A 15,170-nucleotide genomic window follows, 5' to 3' on the forward strand; every position below is an offset into this window, starting at 1 on the left:
GTCCGGCAAGGGGGGTGAATGTTCGCAGGTTCTTTCATCTCCTCGACAGCTGCCGCGCCGGTTTGTCGGTGGGGCGATCTATTGTCCCGGCCATGACTTCAGCGACGCAGGCGTACACGTACGCCGCGCCCTCCTCCCTCGTCGACGGTCGTCTCGGATTGGCGACCTCCGGCGGCCGGGCCCTGTCCGGCCCGGCCGTGGCCCCCCGGTTCTTCAGCGGCGTGGTGACCCAGGCGGCCCCCGCCGCGGCGGGGCTGCTCGGCGTCGCCGATGTGGCGCTGGCCCGCTACCACCAGCCGCAGGCGCGGCCCGGCTGGGTTCGGGACCCGGTGGTGACGTGCAACGGAGACCGGTTGCGGTTCGAATCGTTCTCGGCCTGTGGCGGCGTTTATGCCCGGCTCGATCTGCTGAACGGCGCGCTCGACGGCGAGGTGTTCGACCGGGGCACCACCAACGTCGACGTGAACGCGCCGCTCCGGGAGGCGCTGGCGCGGATCGGCGCGCGTGACCCGTTGCACCTGGGGGTGGGCCTCGACGAGCTGGTCGTGACCACGATGGACGGCGCGGTGGTGGAGAAGAAGGTGCCGCTGCCCGAGCGCTGGTTGCGCGGGTTCGCCGAGGTGCAGGTCATCGCCTCGGGCATGGACCAGCGCGGTGAGCTGACCGGCATGGCGGCGGTGCGGTTCCTGCGCGGGCTGCCCAGGAAGGGCACGGTGTGGGTGGCGCAGGCGGGGCGTGAGCTGAAGGTGTCCGACCGTCAGGTTCCGGGCTCGGTCCGGCTCGCCGGCCCCAACCGGCTCGGCACCCTCCTGCCGCTGCTTCGCTTCGCGAAGTCCCTCCGGGTGTACGGTCCGGCCGACGCCGCCTCCAGCGCCTGGGAGCTGGAGCTTCCGGGCCTGCGCTACACGCTCACGCTCTCGCCCGAGCGCTGGCGTGGCTTCTCCGGCGAGGGCGCGGTGCTCGACGACCTGGCCACCGACGAGGCCGAGAACGACGCCGATGTGGTGGGCATGCTGCTCAACTTCGAGCCCGAGGTCGAGATCGGCCTGCTGGCCGACCGAGCGGGCATCCCCGCCGACCGGGTGCGGGCCGCGCTGACGCAGCTCGGCGTCGCCGGCCGGGTCGGCTACGACCTGTCGGAGGCCGCCCACTTCCACCGTGAGCTGCCCTATGACAAGGACAACGTGATCCTGCTCAACCCGCGGCTGGCCAAGGCGCGCAAGCTCGTCGACGCAGGCGCCGTACGCCTCGAAGGCGAGTCGGCCACCGTCCGCACCTCGGGCGGCGCGCGCCGGGTCTCGCTGGCCGACGGGTCCTGCACCTGCGAGTGGTGGTGGGACCATCGCGGCTCCCGTGGGCCGTGCAAACACGTGCTGGCCGCCCGGATCGTCGCCCAAGCCGCCGTGGAGGTCTCGCGATGACCCTCTGGACGGAGATCTGCGATCTGGTCACTCGCAACCAGGTCACCCGCCTGGGCGACCGGCTGGTCACGCTCACCGAGGAGGAACGCGCCGAGCTGGGCGGGCGGTTGCCCGGCCTCGTCAAGGAGCTGCGCCACGCCCGCACCGAGCAGCTGCGCGCCGAGCATCCCGACGACTTCGAGGAGCTGGCCTCCTGGGAGGCCGGCGACCTGCTCGACGAACTGGCCGGCGCGCTGCTGCTGACCGGTGTCGGCGTCATCACCGGCCCGGCGGCCGCCGTGACGTGGATGACCGGCCGCGACGTCAACCGCCGCTGGGCCGAGGACCCCGATGTCGCCCAGGTGTGCCGGGTGGCGGCCACCCGCCCCTTGGAGTGGCGTCGTGATGTCGCGGTCCGGCTGGCCCAGCGGGTGCGCCGTCCCGCCGACCGCATCGCGCCGCTGGCTGTGGCGCTGCTGCGCGAGTCCGGCGCCGTGCCGCCCGACCACGACCCGCTGGTGGCCGCCTGGCTGGCCGCGCCGAGCGTGGCCGGTGATCCGCTGACCCCCGTACTGCTGCCTCGTGTCTTCGCCGCCGACGGCGCGGGCCGCACCCTCCGTGACGAACGGCTGGAGCCGCGGCCAACCCGCTGGCTGGCCGCCGCCGCCCGAGGGCTGCCCAGGGAGCAGGTGCTCGACGGTTGCGTGAGCCGTTTCCTGCGCGGCGGCGAGGCGCAGGACCTGCGTTTCTTCGTCCGGCTGCACACGCTCCTCGACCCCACGCCCGCGGAGTCCGCTCCCCGCCTGCGTGACTACCTGCGGTTGTTGCCGTCGGCTCCGGGTACGGTCGCCGAGCTGGCCGCGGGGCAGGTGCGCGGGGCGATGCCGCTCGACCACGCCGACCTGGTCGAGGCGGTCGAAGCGCTCACCTTCCGGGACGAGGCCAAGCTCGCCGCCACGGGCCTGCGCTGGCTCGACCAGGCGATCCGGGCCACGCCCGAGGCGGCCTCCGATTTCGTGACCGCGCTGACCACGGCGTACGCACACAAGTCCTTCGACGTGCGCAACCGCGCGGTCGAGCTGACCCGGAAATACGCCGACCTGTTCGCCGATCATGCCGAGGCGATCCTCGACGGCGTCCGCCACCTCCCCGCCGACCTGGGCGCGAAGCTGGCCGAGCGGTTCGGCGGGGAGGTGGCGGTCGAGGAGCTGCTGGAGCGGAAGGAGTTCCCGCCGCTGCCCGAGCTGCCGGAGGCACGGCGGTTCCCCGAGCCGTCGATCTCTCCTGACGACCACGATCGCTGGATCGGTCAGGAGCGTTGGCTGGCGGCCTTCGTCGCCGGGGTCGCCGACGACCGGGCGAAACTGCGCCGCGAGCTCAAGCCGCACGTCGAGCAGGACCTGGGCCACTGGCGGTCCAGGAACGTGCTCCTCGACCCCGACGACTGGCAGTCGGCGCTGTCCGCCGAGTTCGTCACCCCTGGCAGCGTGCCGGAGCCACCGCCGACCGGACCGAAGAAGTTCTGGGACAGCGCGAACTACTCCGTGCAAGTACGCGCCCTCGCCCGTGGAGAGGAGCCCGACGCGGAGCCGTCGCCCCGGCGGATCACGGTGGGCGGCGCCTACCGGCCTGGCCGCTACCTCGACGACGACACCCCGTTGCGTGCCTTCTTCATCACCTGGACCAGCGACGACGGCCCGGACGGGGCAGTGGCCCACGAAGGCGGCCGGCAGGTCCCCTTCGTCAGGGGCCGGATCCACCTGAACGGCTCCCCCACCGGCGACGACAGGCTGCCGGATCGACTCCATCCGGTGCGGACGAGGCCCGGCGTCTTGTACGACGACTCCGTGGAGGCCATGCCGTCCTTCATCCTCGACTCCGCCTACGAGCACATGGCCGAGCTCGGCGTGGACCCCGCCCGGATCGCGGCGATGCAGTCGGGTGGCCAGGTGCCCCGGCCGCACCCGGGCGAGCCGCTCGTGCAGGTGACCGTCATCTTCGTCCCGCCCCGGCTGCGTTCCTACCTGCCCGAGGAGCTGCCCGAGCACGACGAGTGGCGGCGGCGCAACCAGCTGCCCCATCCCAATCGCGTCTCCCCGCCCCACGACTTCCTGCTGCACCGCTACGCCGAACTCGCCGAGGCCCTCCGCGACGGCACCCTGCCGCCGGTGCTGCTGGCCACGCCGACCTGGATGAGCGGCCACCTCGACCCCGACGTGCTGATCGACCGGCTGGAGACCTGCGCCGCCGCCGGCGTGGAGCCGCCCCCGGCCGACCTGGCGCAGGCGCTGCTGCGGTTGCCCCGGGGCTGCCACCGAGCCGCGGCCGACCGGGCCGCCAAGATCGACTTGGCGGCGGCGCGCTCGGCCGCCCGCTGGCTCGCCGGTGACGGCATGGCCGACCCCGAGTGCGGCCACGTGTGGCGCCACATGGTCGACGCGTCCATGGTCGAGTTCGGCGACGGCGAACCGGAACACTTCACCGAGGTCAGGCTGCAGCCCGTGCTGCGGGTGACGGCCCCGACGGGCCATCGGCTGATCGACGAGGTGCTGCTGCGCCAGCCGTTCGACTGGACGAACGACGAGTTCGGCGGCACGCTCAGGGCGTGGCCCGCCATGCTGCCCTCACACCGCGAGGTCGTGGCCGTCAACCTCCTGCCCTTCCTGCTGCGCAGCCACTGGGGCGCGGGGCTGGTTCCTGCGGACGTCACTGGCCTGGAGATCGCCCAGGGCCCGATAGGCGAGTCCACGGCGGTGATCCTCGCCTTCCTCCTGGCCGACAGCGTGCCCAGCATGATCCCGCTGGTTCTGAGCATGGCCGCCAGGGGCGAGCTGCCCGCCGAGGCGATCGGCCGCCAGCTCGCGCTGGTGCTGCGCCGCACCTGGTACGAGACCCGGCCCGCCATCGTGGCCCTGACCGAGCTGGCCGACGCCGGCGGCCACCACGAGGTGTGGCGCATCCTGCGCGCCCTGCTGCCCGGGATGCTGCCGGGCCAGGGGCAGCGCATCACCGTGACACACGCCGAACTCGTCGCCTTCGCCGCCGACGTGGCGCGCTGGACCGGCGCGCGCGGGGAGATCCCGGTCGTCGGCGAGTTCGCGCAGAGTCGCCGGACGATCCGCCTCGTCCACGAGTGCAAGCGCCTCCACGCCCAGCTCACCGGAGCCACGTCATGACCTTTGACGACATCCATACCGAGATCAGGAATCTCGTGCTCAACCATGACGCCGAGGGTCTGTCGTTGCGGTTGCCGAAGCTCACCGACGCCGAGCGGGCCACCGTCGCCGCCGAGTTGCCGGACCTGCTCGCCGAGCTCCGCGAGAGCCCGCTGCCGGCCGTCGGCTGGGACGCCTTCGACCAGGTCACCGGCCCGTTCGAGGAGCTGATGATGGTGGGCGCGGCGACCATTCCCGGCCCGGCCGGGGCGGCCACCTGGCTGATGAAGCGCGACCTCAATCCCCGCTGGTCCGGCGCGCCGAGCCCGCACCGGCTGGTGAAGGCCGTCTCCGGTCGCCCGGTGGCCTGGCGTGCCAAGCTGGCGGTACGGCTCGCGCGCCGCATCCGCCGTCCCGACGACCGGATCGTACCGCTGGCCTTGGAACTGCTGCGCGACGGCGAGGCCACCCCACCCGACCACGAGCCGCTGGTGGCGGCCTGGTTGTCGGCGGTGGGCGTGGCCAATGACCCGCTGACGCCCCACCTGCTTCCGAAGATCTTCGAGGCGGCCGGCGCGGGCCGGGCGCTGGTCAACGAGACGCTCACCCCGAAGCCGTCCCGCCGCCTGGCCCTGGCCGCCCGCACGCTGCCGCGCGAGCAGATCATCGCCGGCTGCGTGAGCCGTTTCCTGCTCGGCGGCGATGCGCAGGACCTGCGTTTCTTCGTCCGGCTGCACACGCTCGTGGCGCCCACGCCGGAGGAGTCGGCCGGGCGGCTGCGCGACTACCTGCGGCTGCTGCCCACCGCACCGGGCCCGGTCGCCGAGCTGGCCTGGCAGCAGGTTCGCCGGGCGCGGCTCGACCCGGCGGACGTCGCCGAGGCCATCGAGGCGATGACCTTCCGCCAAGAGGCCAAGCTCGCCGTGAAGGGCCTGACCTGGCTCGACCGCGACCTCGGCCGCCACCCGGAACGGGTGGCCGACCACGTCACCGCGCTGACCAACGCGTACGCGCACGCCTCTCACGAGGTGCGCGACCGCGCGGTCGCCCTCACCCTCAAGCACGCCGACCACCTCACCGACCCCGCCCCGATCCTGGAGGCGGCCGAACTGCTGCCCCCGGCCTCGGCCCGGCAGCTCTTCGAGCGCTTCGTCGAAGGCTGGGCCGGCGACTTCACCCCCGGCCGCCTGCCCGAGGTCACCGTCCCCGGCCCGTTCCCCACCTCCGGCCTGGAGAGCGGCCCGCCGGAGGAGATCGGCTGGATCGACGTCGAGGCGTGGCTGGCGGCGGTCACACGGGAAGCACATACGAACCCGGACTCCCTGAAGGAAACGCTGGCCCAGCGGTTCGGCGAACACCTGCGACCGGTGCTCTACGACGCGCCGACGTGGCAGTCCCCGCGTGACTGGTGCACGGCGCTGGCCAGGGAACTCGTCAACCCCGGCGAAGATCCGGGGCCGCCCATGTCCCGTCCGCACCCGTCGTACCGGAAGACGATCTCCGAGGACCAGCGGGCCGACGCGGAGCAGGCCTTCCCCGGCCTGTCCGGCGAGCTCGGGCAGGCCCTGTACGACGGCATGGTGAACGTCGCGGCCGCGGCCTTCCAGCTGTTCCCCGGCCTGCGCACGATCGTCCCGCTCCACGAGCTGCCCGACTACGTGCGGGAGGGGATCCTGTGGACGGACGACGTGCAGACCGACCTCTACGACCCGAAGGCGCGACCTGCGCCCGCCCCCTGGAACCGCCTCCCCCACCTGCGGGAGTGCGCGCGCCCGCACGCCTTCCTCCTGTCCCGCCTCGACGAACTCCTGCGCGCGGCGAAGGCCGGAGCCCTGCCCCCGGTCCTGCTGGCCACCCCCACCCGCGCCGACGGCCACCTCGACTCCGAGACCTTGCTCAACCGCCTGGCCGTGTACGCGGACTCCGGCCGCGAACCGCTCCCGCTGGACATGGCACAGGCCCTGTTACGCCTCCCGCCCGATCCCGCCCCCGACCTGGCCGAACGCGCGAAGGGTCTCGGCTCGGCGGCCGCTACGGAGGTGGCCCGCCGGTTCGAGCGCGGCGCTCCCCCGGCCCCGGAGGTGGAGCTGACCTGGACCCTCGACCTCGGCTCCCGCGTCGGGCCCTACGACGACCAGGTCCTCGACCAGCGCGGCATCGCCCACGTGAGCTGGCAACCCGCGGAGCCCACCGGGCTCGCCCACCTCGACGCCCTGCTGACCGCGCCCGAGACGCGCCCGTTCCGGCGTGCGTCACGTCACTTCTGGCCTGGCATGACGCCCCACCACCGGGAGCTCGCGGCGGCTCATCTGGCGATCGGCCTGATCGACCGTTTCGACCCGCCCGACATCGCGATCGACGACCTCCGCGGTCTGGCCCTGGCCGAAGGCGCGTCCGGCCCGGCGACGGCGCTGGTCCTGGCCTACTTCCTCACCGTGGAGGGCGACGACGTGGTGCCCCCGCTGCTTCAGCTGGCGGCCAAGGACGCGCTCCCCGCCGCCGAGACGGGCCGCCTGCTGGGCCTGCTCGGCCGCCGCACCCGCTACGGGGCCGACCCCGCGCTGCCCTCACTGGAACTGGCCGCCAAGCAGGGCGCGCACGCCGAGGTCTGGACGATCTTGCGCCACTTCCTGGCCGTCTTCCTCCCGAGAGAGGGCGAACGGGCCCAGCGGCTGCACACCGATGCCGTCGTACTGGCCGCCGACCTCGCCACCTGGGCCGGCGCGCGGGGCGAGATCCCCGAGGTGGCCGCCCACGCGCAGAAACGCGGTTCGACCTCGCTGACCCGGGCCTGCCGGAGCCTCCACCAGTTCCTGACCCGGGAGGCCTGATCGGCTCAGGGGGCGGCGGTATGTGCCCTTGCGCGTCGTTGATCACTAACAAAGGGGATTATGCATGACAAAACCGGAAAATGCCATCACTAGCAATTTTTGAACCACCCGATTTAGCATCGGCACTACCTGAACAGTTGCCGGCTTGCGGTCGGCAATCCAATGATTCCTCCAGCAAAGGCATGTATGGCACAGGTCGCGGTAGTCGGTGGTGGACCGGTTGGGCTTATGCCCGATTTGGTGCCGAAACAAGCACCCCGCGGGTTCCTCGGTGGGCGCCGGTACCGCAGTCACATAGGCGATGGTCCCGGCGGAGACCGCGGCACGGCGCGGGTACGCGGAGCCGGGCCAAGGTGTCGGCTCGTCGCCGGCGTGGCGTCCGGCTCAAACGGGGAAGCGCGATGAGCACATCCGAGCAGGACGTACCCGCGACGCCGACCTTCCCGATGGAGCGGACCTGCCCGTTCGCACCGCCGGACGAGTATCAGCGGATGCGTGCCACCGCGCCGGTCGTCCGAGCCGCCCTGCCCAACGGCGCACCGGTCTGGGCGGTCACCCGCTACGCCGAGGCGCGGCGGATCCTCAGTGACCCGAGGATCAGCTCGAACACCGGACGCCCTGAACGGCCTCGCGGCCCCGACGACGATCGCCCCGACGACGGCTTCTTCGTCGACATGGATCCGCCGGAACACAGCCGGTTCCGGCGGTTGCTGATCTCAGAGCTCGGCGCCCGTCCTATGGACGCCATGCGGCCGGCCCTCCAGCGAATCGCCGATACAGCGATCGACGAGTTACTGGAGGCCGGGGCGCCCGCCGACCTCGTCGATTTGTACGCGCGCCGGGTTCCGTCGCGAGTCCTCTGCGAGTTGTTCGGCATCCCGGCCGGCGACCACGAGTTCTTCGAGTCACGGCTGCGGATGCTGTCGGTAACGAGTATGGATCCGAGCGTGGCGGCCGAGGCGTCCAGGGACGTTCGCGGTTATTTGCGCGAACTCATCCGCAGCGCAGAGCGTGAACCGCACAAGGGAATGATCCGGCGGCTGGCCGCCAGGCACCTGCCCACCGGCGAGCTGACCATGGACGAGCTGATCAACATCGGTTTTCTCCTGCTGCTCGCGGGTTACGACTCGCCTGCGAACACGATCTCCCTGGGCGTACTCACGCTGCTGCGGCACCCAGCGCAGCTTGCCGCGTTGCGTGCCGACTCGAGCCTGCTGCCGGGTGCGATCGAGGAGTTGCTGCGCTTCCACTCGGTGCAGGACTGGGTGAGCTTCGACCGGATTGCGACCGAAGACATGGAGATCGGCTCTGCGCGGATCCGCGCCGGTGATCGCCTGACGGTGCTGGCCGCATCCGCCAACCGTGATGTGCGGGCGTTCGAGGACCCCGACGAGTTCGACATCCGCCGGTCCGCCCACCACCACGTTGCTTTCGGCTACGGGATACACCAGTGCATCGGCCGCAACCTCGCCCGCGCCGAGCTGCAGATCGCCTACGGCACGCTGCTGACCCGGATACCGACGCTGCGCCTGGCGGTCGGGTTCGAGGAGTTGTCCTTCGCCGACGATGCCCCGTTCTTCGGGCTGCACGCGATGCCCGTTGCCTGGTAGTGCCGCCTACGCGCCGGCGACATAGGCGTCCTCGGCCGCGTAGGGGAACCAGACGTCGGGGCCGTGGCGAACGATGAGATCAGGGAAGACGTCCTGCCAGCCTCCGCCGCCCGCTTCGGCCTCGGATACAGCGCGGGCGGCCCATTCGATGTCCTGGCGCAGCGCGTCGTCGTAGGAGACGGCAGGGCGGTATCCGAGCTCAGCCCGGGCCCTGTCCAGACTGAACACGATCGGCTCCGGCACATTCCACGGATTGAAACCCAGGCCGTCCGGACGCGACGGGCCCGCGAAGGTGACGATCTCTGCCTCGTGGCCCATGACAGCGAAGATCCTGGCGCCGATCTCGGCGACGGTCAGCGGGTCATCGGCGACGTTGAGGACCCGGGCCGCCGGGTGCTGCGCGCACAGATAAATCAGCTCGGCGACGTTCGCGACCGCCGTGGTGGGGAACCGGCTCCGCCCGTCCTGGGCGAGCACGACGTACGGCCGCTTGTCCAGCGCCCGCTTGATGAACGACCAGTGATCCAGCGATTTGCCGTACGGGCCGTGCAGCACGCCCGTCCGCAGAATGCTGACCGGCAGGCCGGGCGTCGCCAGCAGGCAGCGCTCCAACTCCGCCTTCCCCGCCGGATAGTGGTGGGCGTCGCGCTCGACCGTCGGCCACGACTCCGGGATCGGCACCGGCAGTCCGGGAGCCTTGTAGACCGCTCCCGACGAGATGACCGCCAGCGAGCCGACGCGGCCGGCCAACTGGGCGAGCTGCGCACCGTGGTAGGGGATGAACGCCACCGTGTCCACGACCAGATCGTGGCCGTCGAGGGCATTGAGCAGCGCCTCGGTGTCGGCCCGATCGACCTGGACCGACACCACCCCGTCCAGTTCCACGGCGTCCGGACGGAGCCTGCGCTGCCCAAGGGTCACCGCATACCCGGCCGCGGCGAGCCGGGCGGCCGTGGCCCGGCCGATCTGTCCCGTGCCTCCGATGATGAAGGCTCTTCGGTCGTGGCCCGTCATCAGCCGATCTTAACCCGCCACGGCCGAAACCCCAGATCCCTTACGACAGGCGCACCAACACGGCCGCCGCAACCGCGCACGGCCGGGACCTCAGCGCGGGCCGGGACGTCAACGTTGAGGCCGTTACTGCTGGTCGGCCAGCACGACGTCGTCGAGATGGAGCGAGTTACCGACGCCGCCGCCGGCGCTCCTCACCTCCAGCGTGACGGTGGCGGTCGCCGAGGGCGCGGTGAGTTGCGCGGTGAACTCCTGCCAGTCCGTGCTCAGGCCGCCGAGCGGGACCTGGTCGGTCTGCAGAAGCTGCTGGTCGGCGTCGAGCCACAGCACGCTGAGAGTCGCGGCGGAAATCCCGGGAGCGCCCTGCCTGGCCCACACGCTGAGCCGCTTGGCACCCGGGATGGCCGTGAATCCGGGCCAATTGCCGAGGTGCACACCCCATCCTCCGCCCTCGGTGACATCGATCTGCAATCCGTAGGCTCCGGCATGGGCCGCGCCGGCGGCTCTTTGCACGGAGCTGCTGTACCAGGCGGTCCATTGGCCGACCGAACCTTCGAGCGTCGCGGTGTCGACGTCGAGGGCATTGGGCACGGGAGGCGGTTCCGTCACGCCATTGAGGGTGCTGCCCGCGTCTTGGTTATAGGGGGCGGAGCGCCAGGCGTTCCATGAGATCGTCTCGCCCCATCCCTTGGCGAACTTCCAATCGCCGACGTAGGTGTTGTCGTGGAAGCTGTTGCCGCCGGTCAGCATGACACTTTGCTGGATCTCCGCGACCGTGTAGGGCATCCAAGGCAGGTTGTTCTCGCCCTGGGCGTACAGGGCCTGCGCACCGCAGTAGGTTCCGGCGCAGGGCACGTTCGACTTGTCGAACCGGAACTCGTTGTCGAACACCTTGACGTTGCGCGAGTGCCAGCGGCAGTCGCTGCGGTAAGGCTCGCTCGCGATGGATGTGTAGCAGGGGTGGGTGGCGTTGGTGGGGTCGAGATAGTCGTAGTCGTAAGGCGGCGGAATCACCGTGGGAGCGACGAACGGCGTGCAGTAGGTCTTGCTGGTGTTCCCGTTGGAGTTGCAGAAGCGATTGGTGTTCTCGAAGATCGAGATGCCGGAGAAGTTGTCCTCGAAGTAGTTGTCGTTGATGTTGAGATCTGTGCTGCCGCTTGTGTCGCTCGCGAGCCGGGCGTCACCGCCTGATTCCGAGATGTAGATCGCCGGCGCCGGTGAGCCCAGGTTCTCGTTGCCGCTGACCCAGGCGTTTCGCTTGAAGACGTTGCGGCTGATGGTGGCGTTGTAGCTGATCTCGTACCAGAGGCCGATGCTCTCGTTGTGCTCGATCCAGTTGCGGTCGAACAGGAAGTCGATGTTGTTGGTGTCGGCCCAGAGGCCGACGCTCAGGTTGTCGTGTACGTAGTTCTCCGTGACGGTGGCTCCCTCGACATCCCAGAACTTCACGCCGCCGGTGCAGCCGCACCCTTCGATCTCGGCCTCCCAGTCGTCCTGGTTGTTGCCGACGATCTCGTTGTTGTGCACGACGATGTCCTTGATCGCCGAGTCGCCCTCGACCTGCGGCTTGTACATGCTGATGCCGTACTGGCCGTTGTCCTTCAGGCAGCTGTGGCGGATCGTGTTGGTGTCTCCGAGGAACACCGCCGCGCCATCGTTGTGGTGCGCGTAGAGGTACTCCATCACCCAGCCGCTACTCGCGTCGTGGTTGATGACGCCTTCGTTGTTGTTGTCCTTGCCGCGACCGAAGTTGCGGACCTCGAGGTAGGCGATGCGCACATTGGAGGCGGCGCCGGAGAAGGCGTAAAGATTGGTGTTCATGCCGTCCAGGACGGCGCCCGGAGCTCCTATATAGACGCTGTTGCTACCAGGGGTTATCTGGCTGAATACGCCATCGCCCAGAGTATGCGTGCCCGGGGCGAACCAGTAGGTCTTGCCGACCTGGTCGAAGTCGAAGCCCTTGTTGTCGCCCGCCGGGACCACTATGGCGCCTGACGGCGCGCTGGACGGTCCGCCATTCCACGGAGCACTGTCGCAGACTTGTAAGGAGGCCGGTAATTCGGTGTACCAGCCGCCAGGTGCGAGCTCTGCCGGGGCGGCGGCGCCGGCGGGCTGCCCGACCAGAAGATTGGCGATGGTGACCACGGCGAGTAACGCGCCCACGACAACAGAGTGTCGCATGGATTCTCCCGTCCTACCGGTGACGTTGTTGCCAGCGAACAGTAGCGTCGAAGATCGCCCGCGGGTAGGCGATCGGCGCCCGGTCGATGGCGGCGCGGCCCGTTTCCACGCCGTCAGCCTGGAAGGCGCAGCTTGCAGATCTTCTCGGCACACAACTCGGTGGTCGTCTCGCGAGGGTCGGGGGCCTTGATCGACACCTTGCTGCCCCATCGGCTGTAGCGGGTGTCGACATGCAGAGTCCTGCCGGCCAGCTCGCCCAGAGCTCCGCGAGCCGGCCCGTGGGGGCTGTCGGCGGCCGTGTACGTGCTCTGCACTCTGCTGACCAGGCCCGCCGAGGTCAGAGTGAGGGTGTAGGACAGCTTTGTGCCAGCCTCAAAGCCGCCGCGGGCGGAGTGGCTCATCCAGGTGGAGACCTTCTCGAGTTCCTTGAAGGTGATCGTGCCGGTCAGGACATTCCCGCTCAGCTGCCCATTCTTCACCAGGGCGGCCAGGGTCGCAGGCTCTGTCGGATTGACAGCCTGCTCGTCGTCGCCGAGCAACTCCCGGTGCCAGAGATGCAGCTGATGCCTGTCCTCCCACCAGACCTTGCCCTTCGGCAGCAGGGTCCCGACGAGGCCACCGGATCGGTAGGCGGTGCCGCCGATGTCATGGTTGAAGCCGATGATGCGCTCGCGACCGTGTTCGCCCCCGGTGGTGGTGACGTCGAGCGCCTTGACCCCGCCCTTCTCGCCGATTTCGAAGACTCCCGTGCGTCGGCGTTCCGCCCGTTCATCGGTGCCGTCCAGGATGGTGGCCGTCTCGGTGAATTGCACCCCTTGCCCGGAAGCCAGGATGGCCTTGAGCGCCCGGACGGGGTCCTTGGCGGTGGCCTGCACGGGAGCGCCGGCCACCAGCAAGACACCACAAGCCGCCACTGCTGTGATCATCTGTCTCATGGCGGCGATCCTGCCGTAGTCGGATCACGCCTGGAACACTTACGCGAGCTGATCGGCACCAGCCGCTGCTGGACCGAGAGCCGTCCGAGGGCGAGCGACGACGAGCTTAAGAACAACAAGATCAGCCGCGGGAGAGGACCCAGCGGACGGCTTTGAGCTGCCGCTCCTTGTTGGTCTTTAGCGTCCGAAAATATTCCGCGTGAGCAAGAATGGTGTCTTGCTGGATGCGTTTCTCCGTCGCAGCCCAGATGGAAGCGAGATCGCCCTTCTTTTTGCACCACACGTCTGTCTCCGCCGCCGTGATTTCCCGACGGGAGGGCTGCTGATTGTTCGTCCACCGATCATCGGTGATAGCCGCGAGCGGGTCCGGGTAATGAAACCCATTATTCTTCATGCACGCGCTCCAGGCGCGGAAGACCCGCACGACCTCTCCGTCACGCAGGGATTCCTCGAAGGTCTGCCTGACAAGCGTGTTGAACAGGGATTCGTTGATTTCCTGAGCGTCCTTCAAAAGATGTGCCTGGGCTTTGTCCGAGCATCCGTCCGCATCCCTGGCGGGATCGCCGTAAGCGGCACGCCGCGCTGCAGGCGACAGTTCCGTCAACCGGTCGTTCCGTTCCGCGTTGTACCGAGCCACCGATGGCCGGTCCAAGGGGGCGTGGTAGCCGAAGAGCCGGGCGATCTGCGGCTCGATGACGCCGTAACGGCGACGGTTCTGCGGCTCGATATCAGCCTCCGCCGGAAGGGGCAGAAGTTTCCACTCCACCCCCTGGCCGCGCATGCAGTCACGGATGAGCAGATCTTGCGCGGCCTCGATCGTCATGATCTCGGCAGGAGAGAAGTTGTACGCGTCGAACGGGACAGCGAGCTTCCGCGCTTCTTCCCCCGGAAGCGGAACGTGCATGATAGAGGCCGTCCTCGCCCTGCTGTCAGCAGGGGGACCTGCCGTCGCCGCCGAGCAACCACTGGCAACGACCACGAGAATGAGAACAGCGCTCTTCAGCCGAACGGACACGTTGACCTCCCATGAAACATGGGCGGAGCGTGACAGCGATGCCTCCGGATGCAGAGTCCGCCCCTTCCGGCGCGACGACTATCTGATCGAACTCAGCTTGTTGTCGAAGCCGTTGTTGGTGAAGTCCTTATCCTTGCTCTTGGGCTTGGCGATGTAGCCCACCGGGCCGGCGCAATTCTTGCGGTCGTACAGCCTTACGCGGCGATTTGTTCCATTTATCATCGAGCTCGCCATGTTGTCCCTGCTGCTCTTGACAGTCCGACAGGAGCCGTCCGGAAAGAACATCACCCAACGCCCGCCCCAGAAGTTGAAGTTGTCATGCTCGTAGATGCAGAAACTAGCGCAGTCGGGCGCGGCCGAGCTGGCATGAGCGGTCGCGCTGGAGCCGATCAGGCTTGTGGCGCTGAGCAGTAGCGCGGTAATGGCGAAGGTGGTCTTACGCTTCACTTGTCTCGCTCCTATCGATTTGAGTTTCCCCTGGCACTTGCCTCTGCGATTCTCACCACCGACTGCACTGATTTACAGGTGGGGCTACGCCTGGTGGGCGCGCCCAGGGATTTGGCGGCAGCACTCCCAGGCGTCGGGTCCCAGAGACAGGTCTCCGGCACCAAGGGCAACGATACATCATTCTAGAGCACGCGATCTATTATTGCGCTTCAGTGATCGTGAGCTGGACCACCTCGATCGCGTCGGCCCCGATGCCCCCAGGGTTCCCCCTTTCCGGCTTCGCAGCCTGCGGCCGCCGCCCGGCACGGCCGCTTCGATTTCCGGTTGTCCGGCAACCCTGCGGGTGGGGAGGGCAGCACGGTGGATCCGGTCATCGCCGAGCAGTTCGGCCCCGTCCACCCGCTCGCGGCGCACCTGGACGACTCCTCACCGACCTGGCCCACGCCAGCGCCGCCGCCTCAACGTCCTGGGCCCGCCCCGGCCGAAGGCCTGCGAGATCCCCGACAGCGGCGAGTGAGGAGGAGGTGTAGACCCCAGGGCCGCAGCTGCGGCGGGTGTACCCAGTGGCAAGATCCTCAACGGCAG

The 15,170-nt window shown here is 69.3% G+C and carries 9 protein-coding genes; 4 read left to right on the forward strand and 5 right to left on the reverse strand.

Annotation, left to right across the window (positions count from 1 at the left end; genetic code table 11):
- Positions 1–92: 92 nt before the first annotated feature.
- The 4 genes from ABZS69_RS49800 to ABZS69_RS49815 all read left to right on the forward strand — a co-directional run bounded on the left by ABZS69_RS49800 (position 93) and on the right by ABZS69_RS49815 (position 8,996).
- Positions 93–1,421: an SWIM zinc finger family protein gene (locus ABZS69_RS49800; protein ID WP_355386750.1), complete on the forward strand. Its 1,329-nt coding sequence runs from the start codon at positions 93–95 to the stop codon at positions 1,419–1,421.
- On the forward strand, positions 1,418–4,576 hold the full coding sequence (locus ABZS69_RS49805; protein WP_355386753.1) for a DUF6493 family protein: 3,159 nt from the start codon (positions 1,418–1,420) through the stop codon (positions 4,574–4,576). Before ABZS69_RS49800 ends, ABZS69_RS49805 begins: the two co-directional genes overlap by 4 nt.
- Entirely contained in the window at positions 4,573–7,386 is a 2,814-nt protein-coding gene (locus tag ABZS69_RS49810; RefSeq protein ID WP_355386756.1) for a hypothetical protein, read from the forward strand. The genes ABZS69_RS49805 and ABZS69_RS49810 overlap by 4 nt, the downstream gene beginning before the upstream one ends.
- A 401-nt stretch (positions 7,387–7,787) precedes the next feature.
- A complete protein-coding gene (locus ABZS69_RS49815; RefSeq protein WP_355386759.1) occupies positions 7,788–8,996 on the forward strand; it encodes a cytochrome P450 in 1,209 nt (402 codons plus the stop codon).
- Between the two features lie 6 nt (positions 8,997–9,002).
- Here the strand turns inward: ABZS69_RS49815 and ABZS69_RS49820 are convergent, their stop codons facing one another.
- The 5 genes from ABZS69_RS49820 to ABZS69_RS49840 form a co-directional block, all read right to left on the reverse strand.
- Complete coding sequence (locus ABZS69_RS49820; protein ID WP_355386762.1) at positions 9,003–10,010, reverse strand: NAD-dependent epimerase/dehydratase family protein; 1,008 nt, start codon at positions 10,008–10,010, stop codon at positions 9,003–9,005.
- 123 nt (positions 10,011–10,133) lie between these two features.
- Positions 10,134–12,170 carry a right-handed parallel beta-helix repeat-containing protein gene (locus ABZS69_RS49825; RefSeq protein WP_355386765.1) on the reverse strand — a complete coding sequence of 679 codons (2,037 nt, stop codon included), beginning with the start codon at positions 12,168–12,170 and terminating at the stop codon, positions 10,134–10,136.
- Positions 12,171–12,301: 131 nt separating this feature from the next.
- Positions 12,302–13,123, reverse strand: coding sequence for a hypothetical protein (locus ABZS69_RS49830; RefSeq protein ID WP_355386768.1), 822 nt, complete (start codon positions 13,121–13,123; stop codon positions 12,302–12,304).
- A 121-nt stretch (positions 13,124–13,244) separates the two neighbouring features.
- The gene (locus tag ABZS69_RS49835; protein ID WP_355386771.1) at positions 13,245–14,027 is read right to left on the reverse strand and encodes a hypothetical protein; all 783 of its coding nucleotides are present in this window, start codon (positions 14,025–14,027) and stop codon (positions 13,245–13,247) included.
- A gap of 189 nt (positions 14,028–14,216) precedes the next feature.
- Positions 14,217–14,585 (reverse strand): peptidase inhibitor family I36 protein, encoded by a 369-nt coding sequence (locus ABZS69_RS49840; protein WP_355386774.1) that lies wholly within the window; start codon positions 14,583–14,585, stop codon positions 14,217–14,219.
- Positions 14,586–15,170 lie beyond the last annotated feature (585 nt).

It is taken from the genome of Nonomuraea sp. NPDC005650, assembly GCF_040605375.1.
GTDB lineage: Bacteria > Actinomycetota > Actinomycetes > Streptosporangiales > Streptosporangiaceae > Nonomuraea.

What these genes read in the sequence shown, in the direction of transcription:
- ABZS69_RS49800 (WP_355386750.1), top strand. Translation starts at nt 93, where the DNA reads ATGACTTCAGCGACGCAGGCGTACACGTACGCCGCGCCCTCCTCCCTC.
- ABZS69_RS49805 (WP_355386753.1), top strand. Translation starts at nt 1,418, where the DNA reads ATGACCCTCTGGACGGAGATCTGCGATCTGGTCACTCGCAACCAGGTC.
- ABZS69_RS49810 (WP_355386756.1), top strand. Translation starts at nt 4,573, where the DNA reads ATGACCTTTGACGACATCCATACCGAGATCAGGAATCTCGTGCTCAAC.
- ABZS69_RS49815 (WP_355386759.1), top strand. Translation starts at nt 7,788, where the DNA reads ATGAGCACATCCGAGCAGGACGTACCCGCGACGCCGACCTTCCCGATG.
- ABZS69_RS49820 (WP_355386762.1), bottom strand. Translation starts at nt 10,010, where the DNA reads ATGACGGGCCACGACCGAAGAGCCTTCATCATCGGAGGCACGGGACAG.
- ABZS69_RS49830 (WP_355386768.1), bottom strand. Translation starts at nt 13,123, where the DNA reads ATGAGACAGATGATCACAGCAGTGGCGGCTTGTGGTGTCTTGCTGGTG.
- ABZS69_RS49835 (WP_355386771.1), bottom strand. Translation starts at nt 14,027, where the DNA reads ATGCACGTTCCGCTTCCGGGGGAAGAAGCGCGGAAGCTCGCTGTCCCG.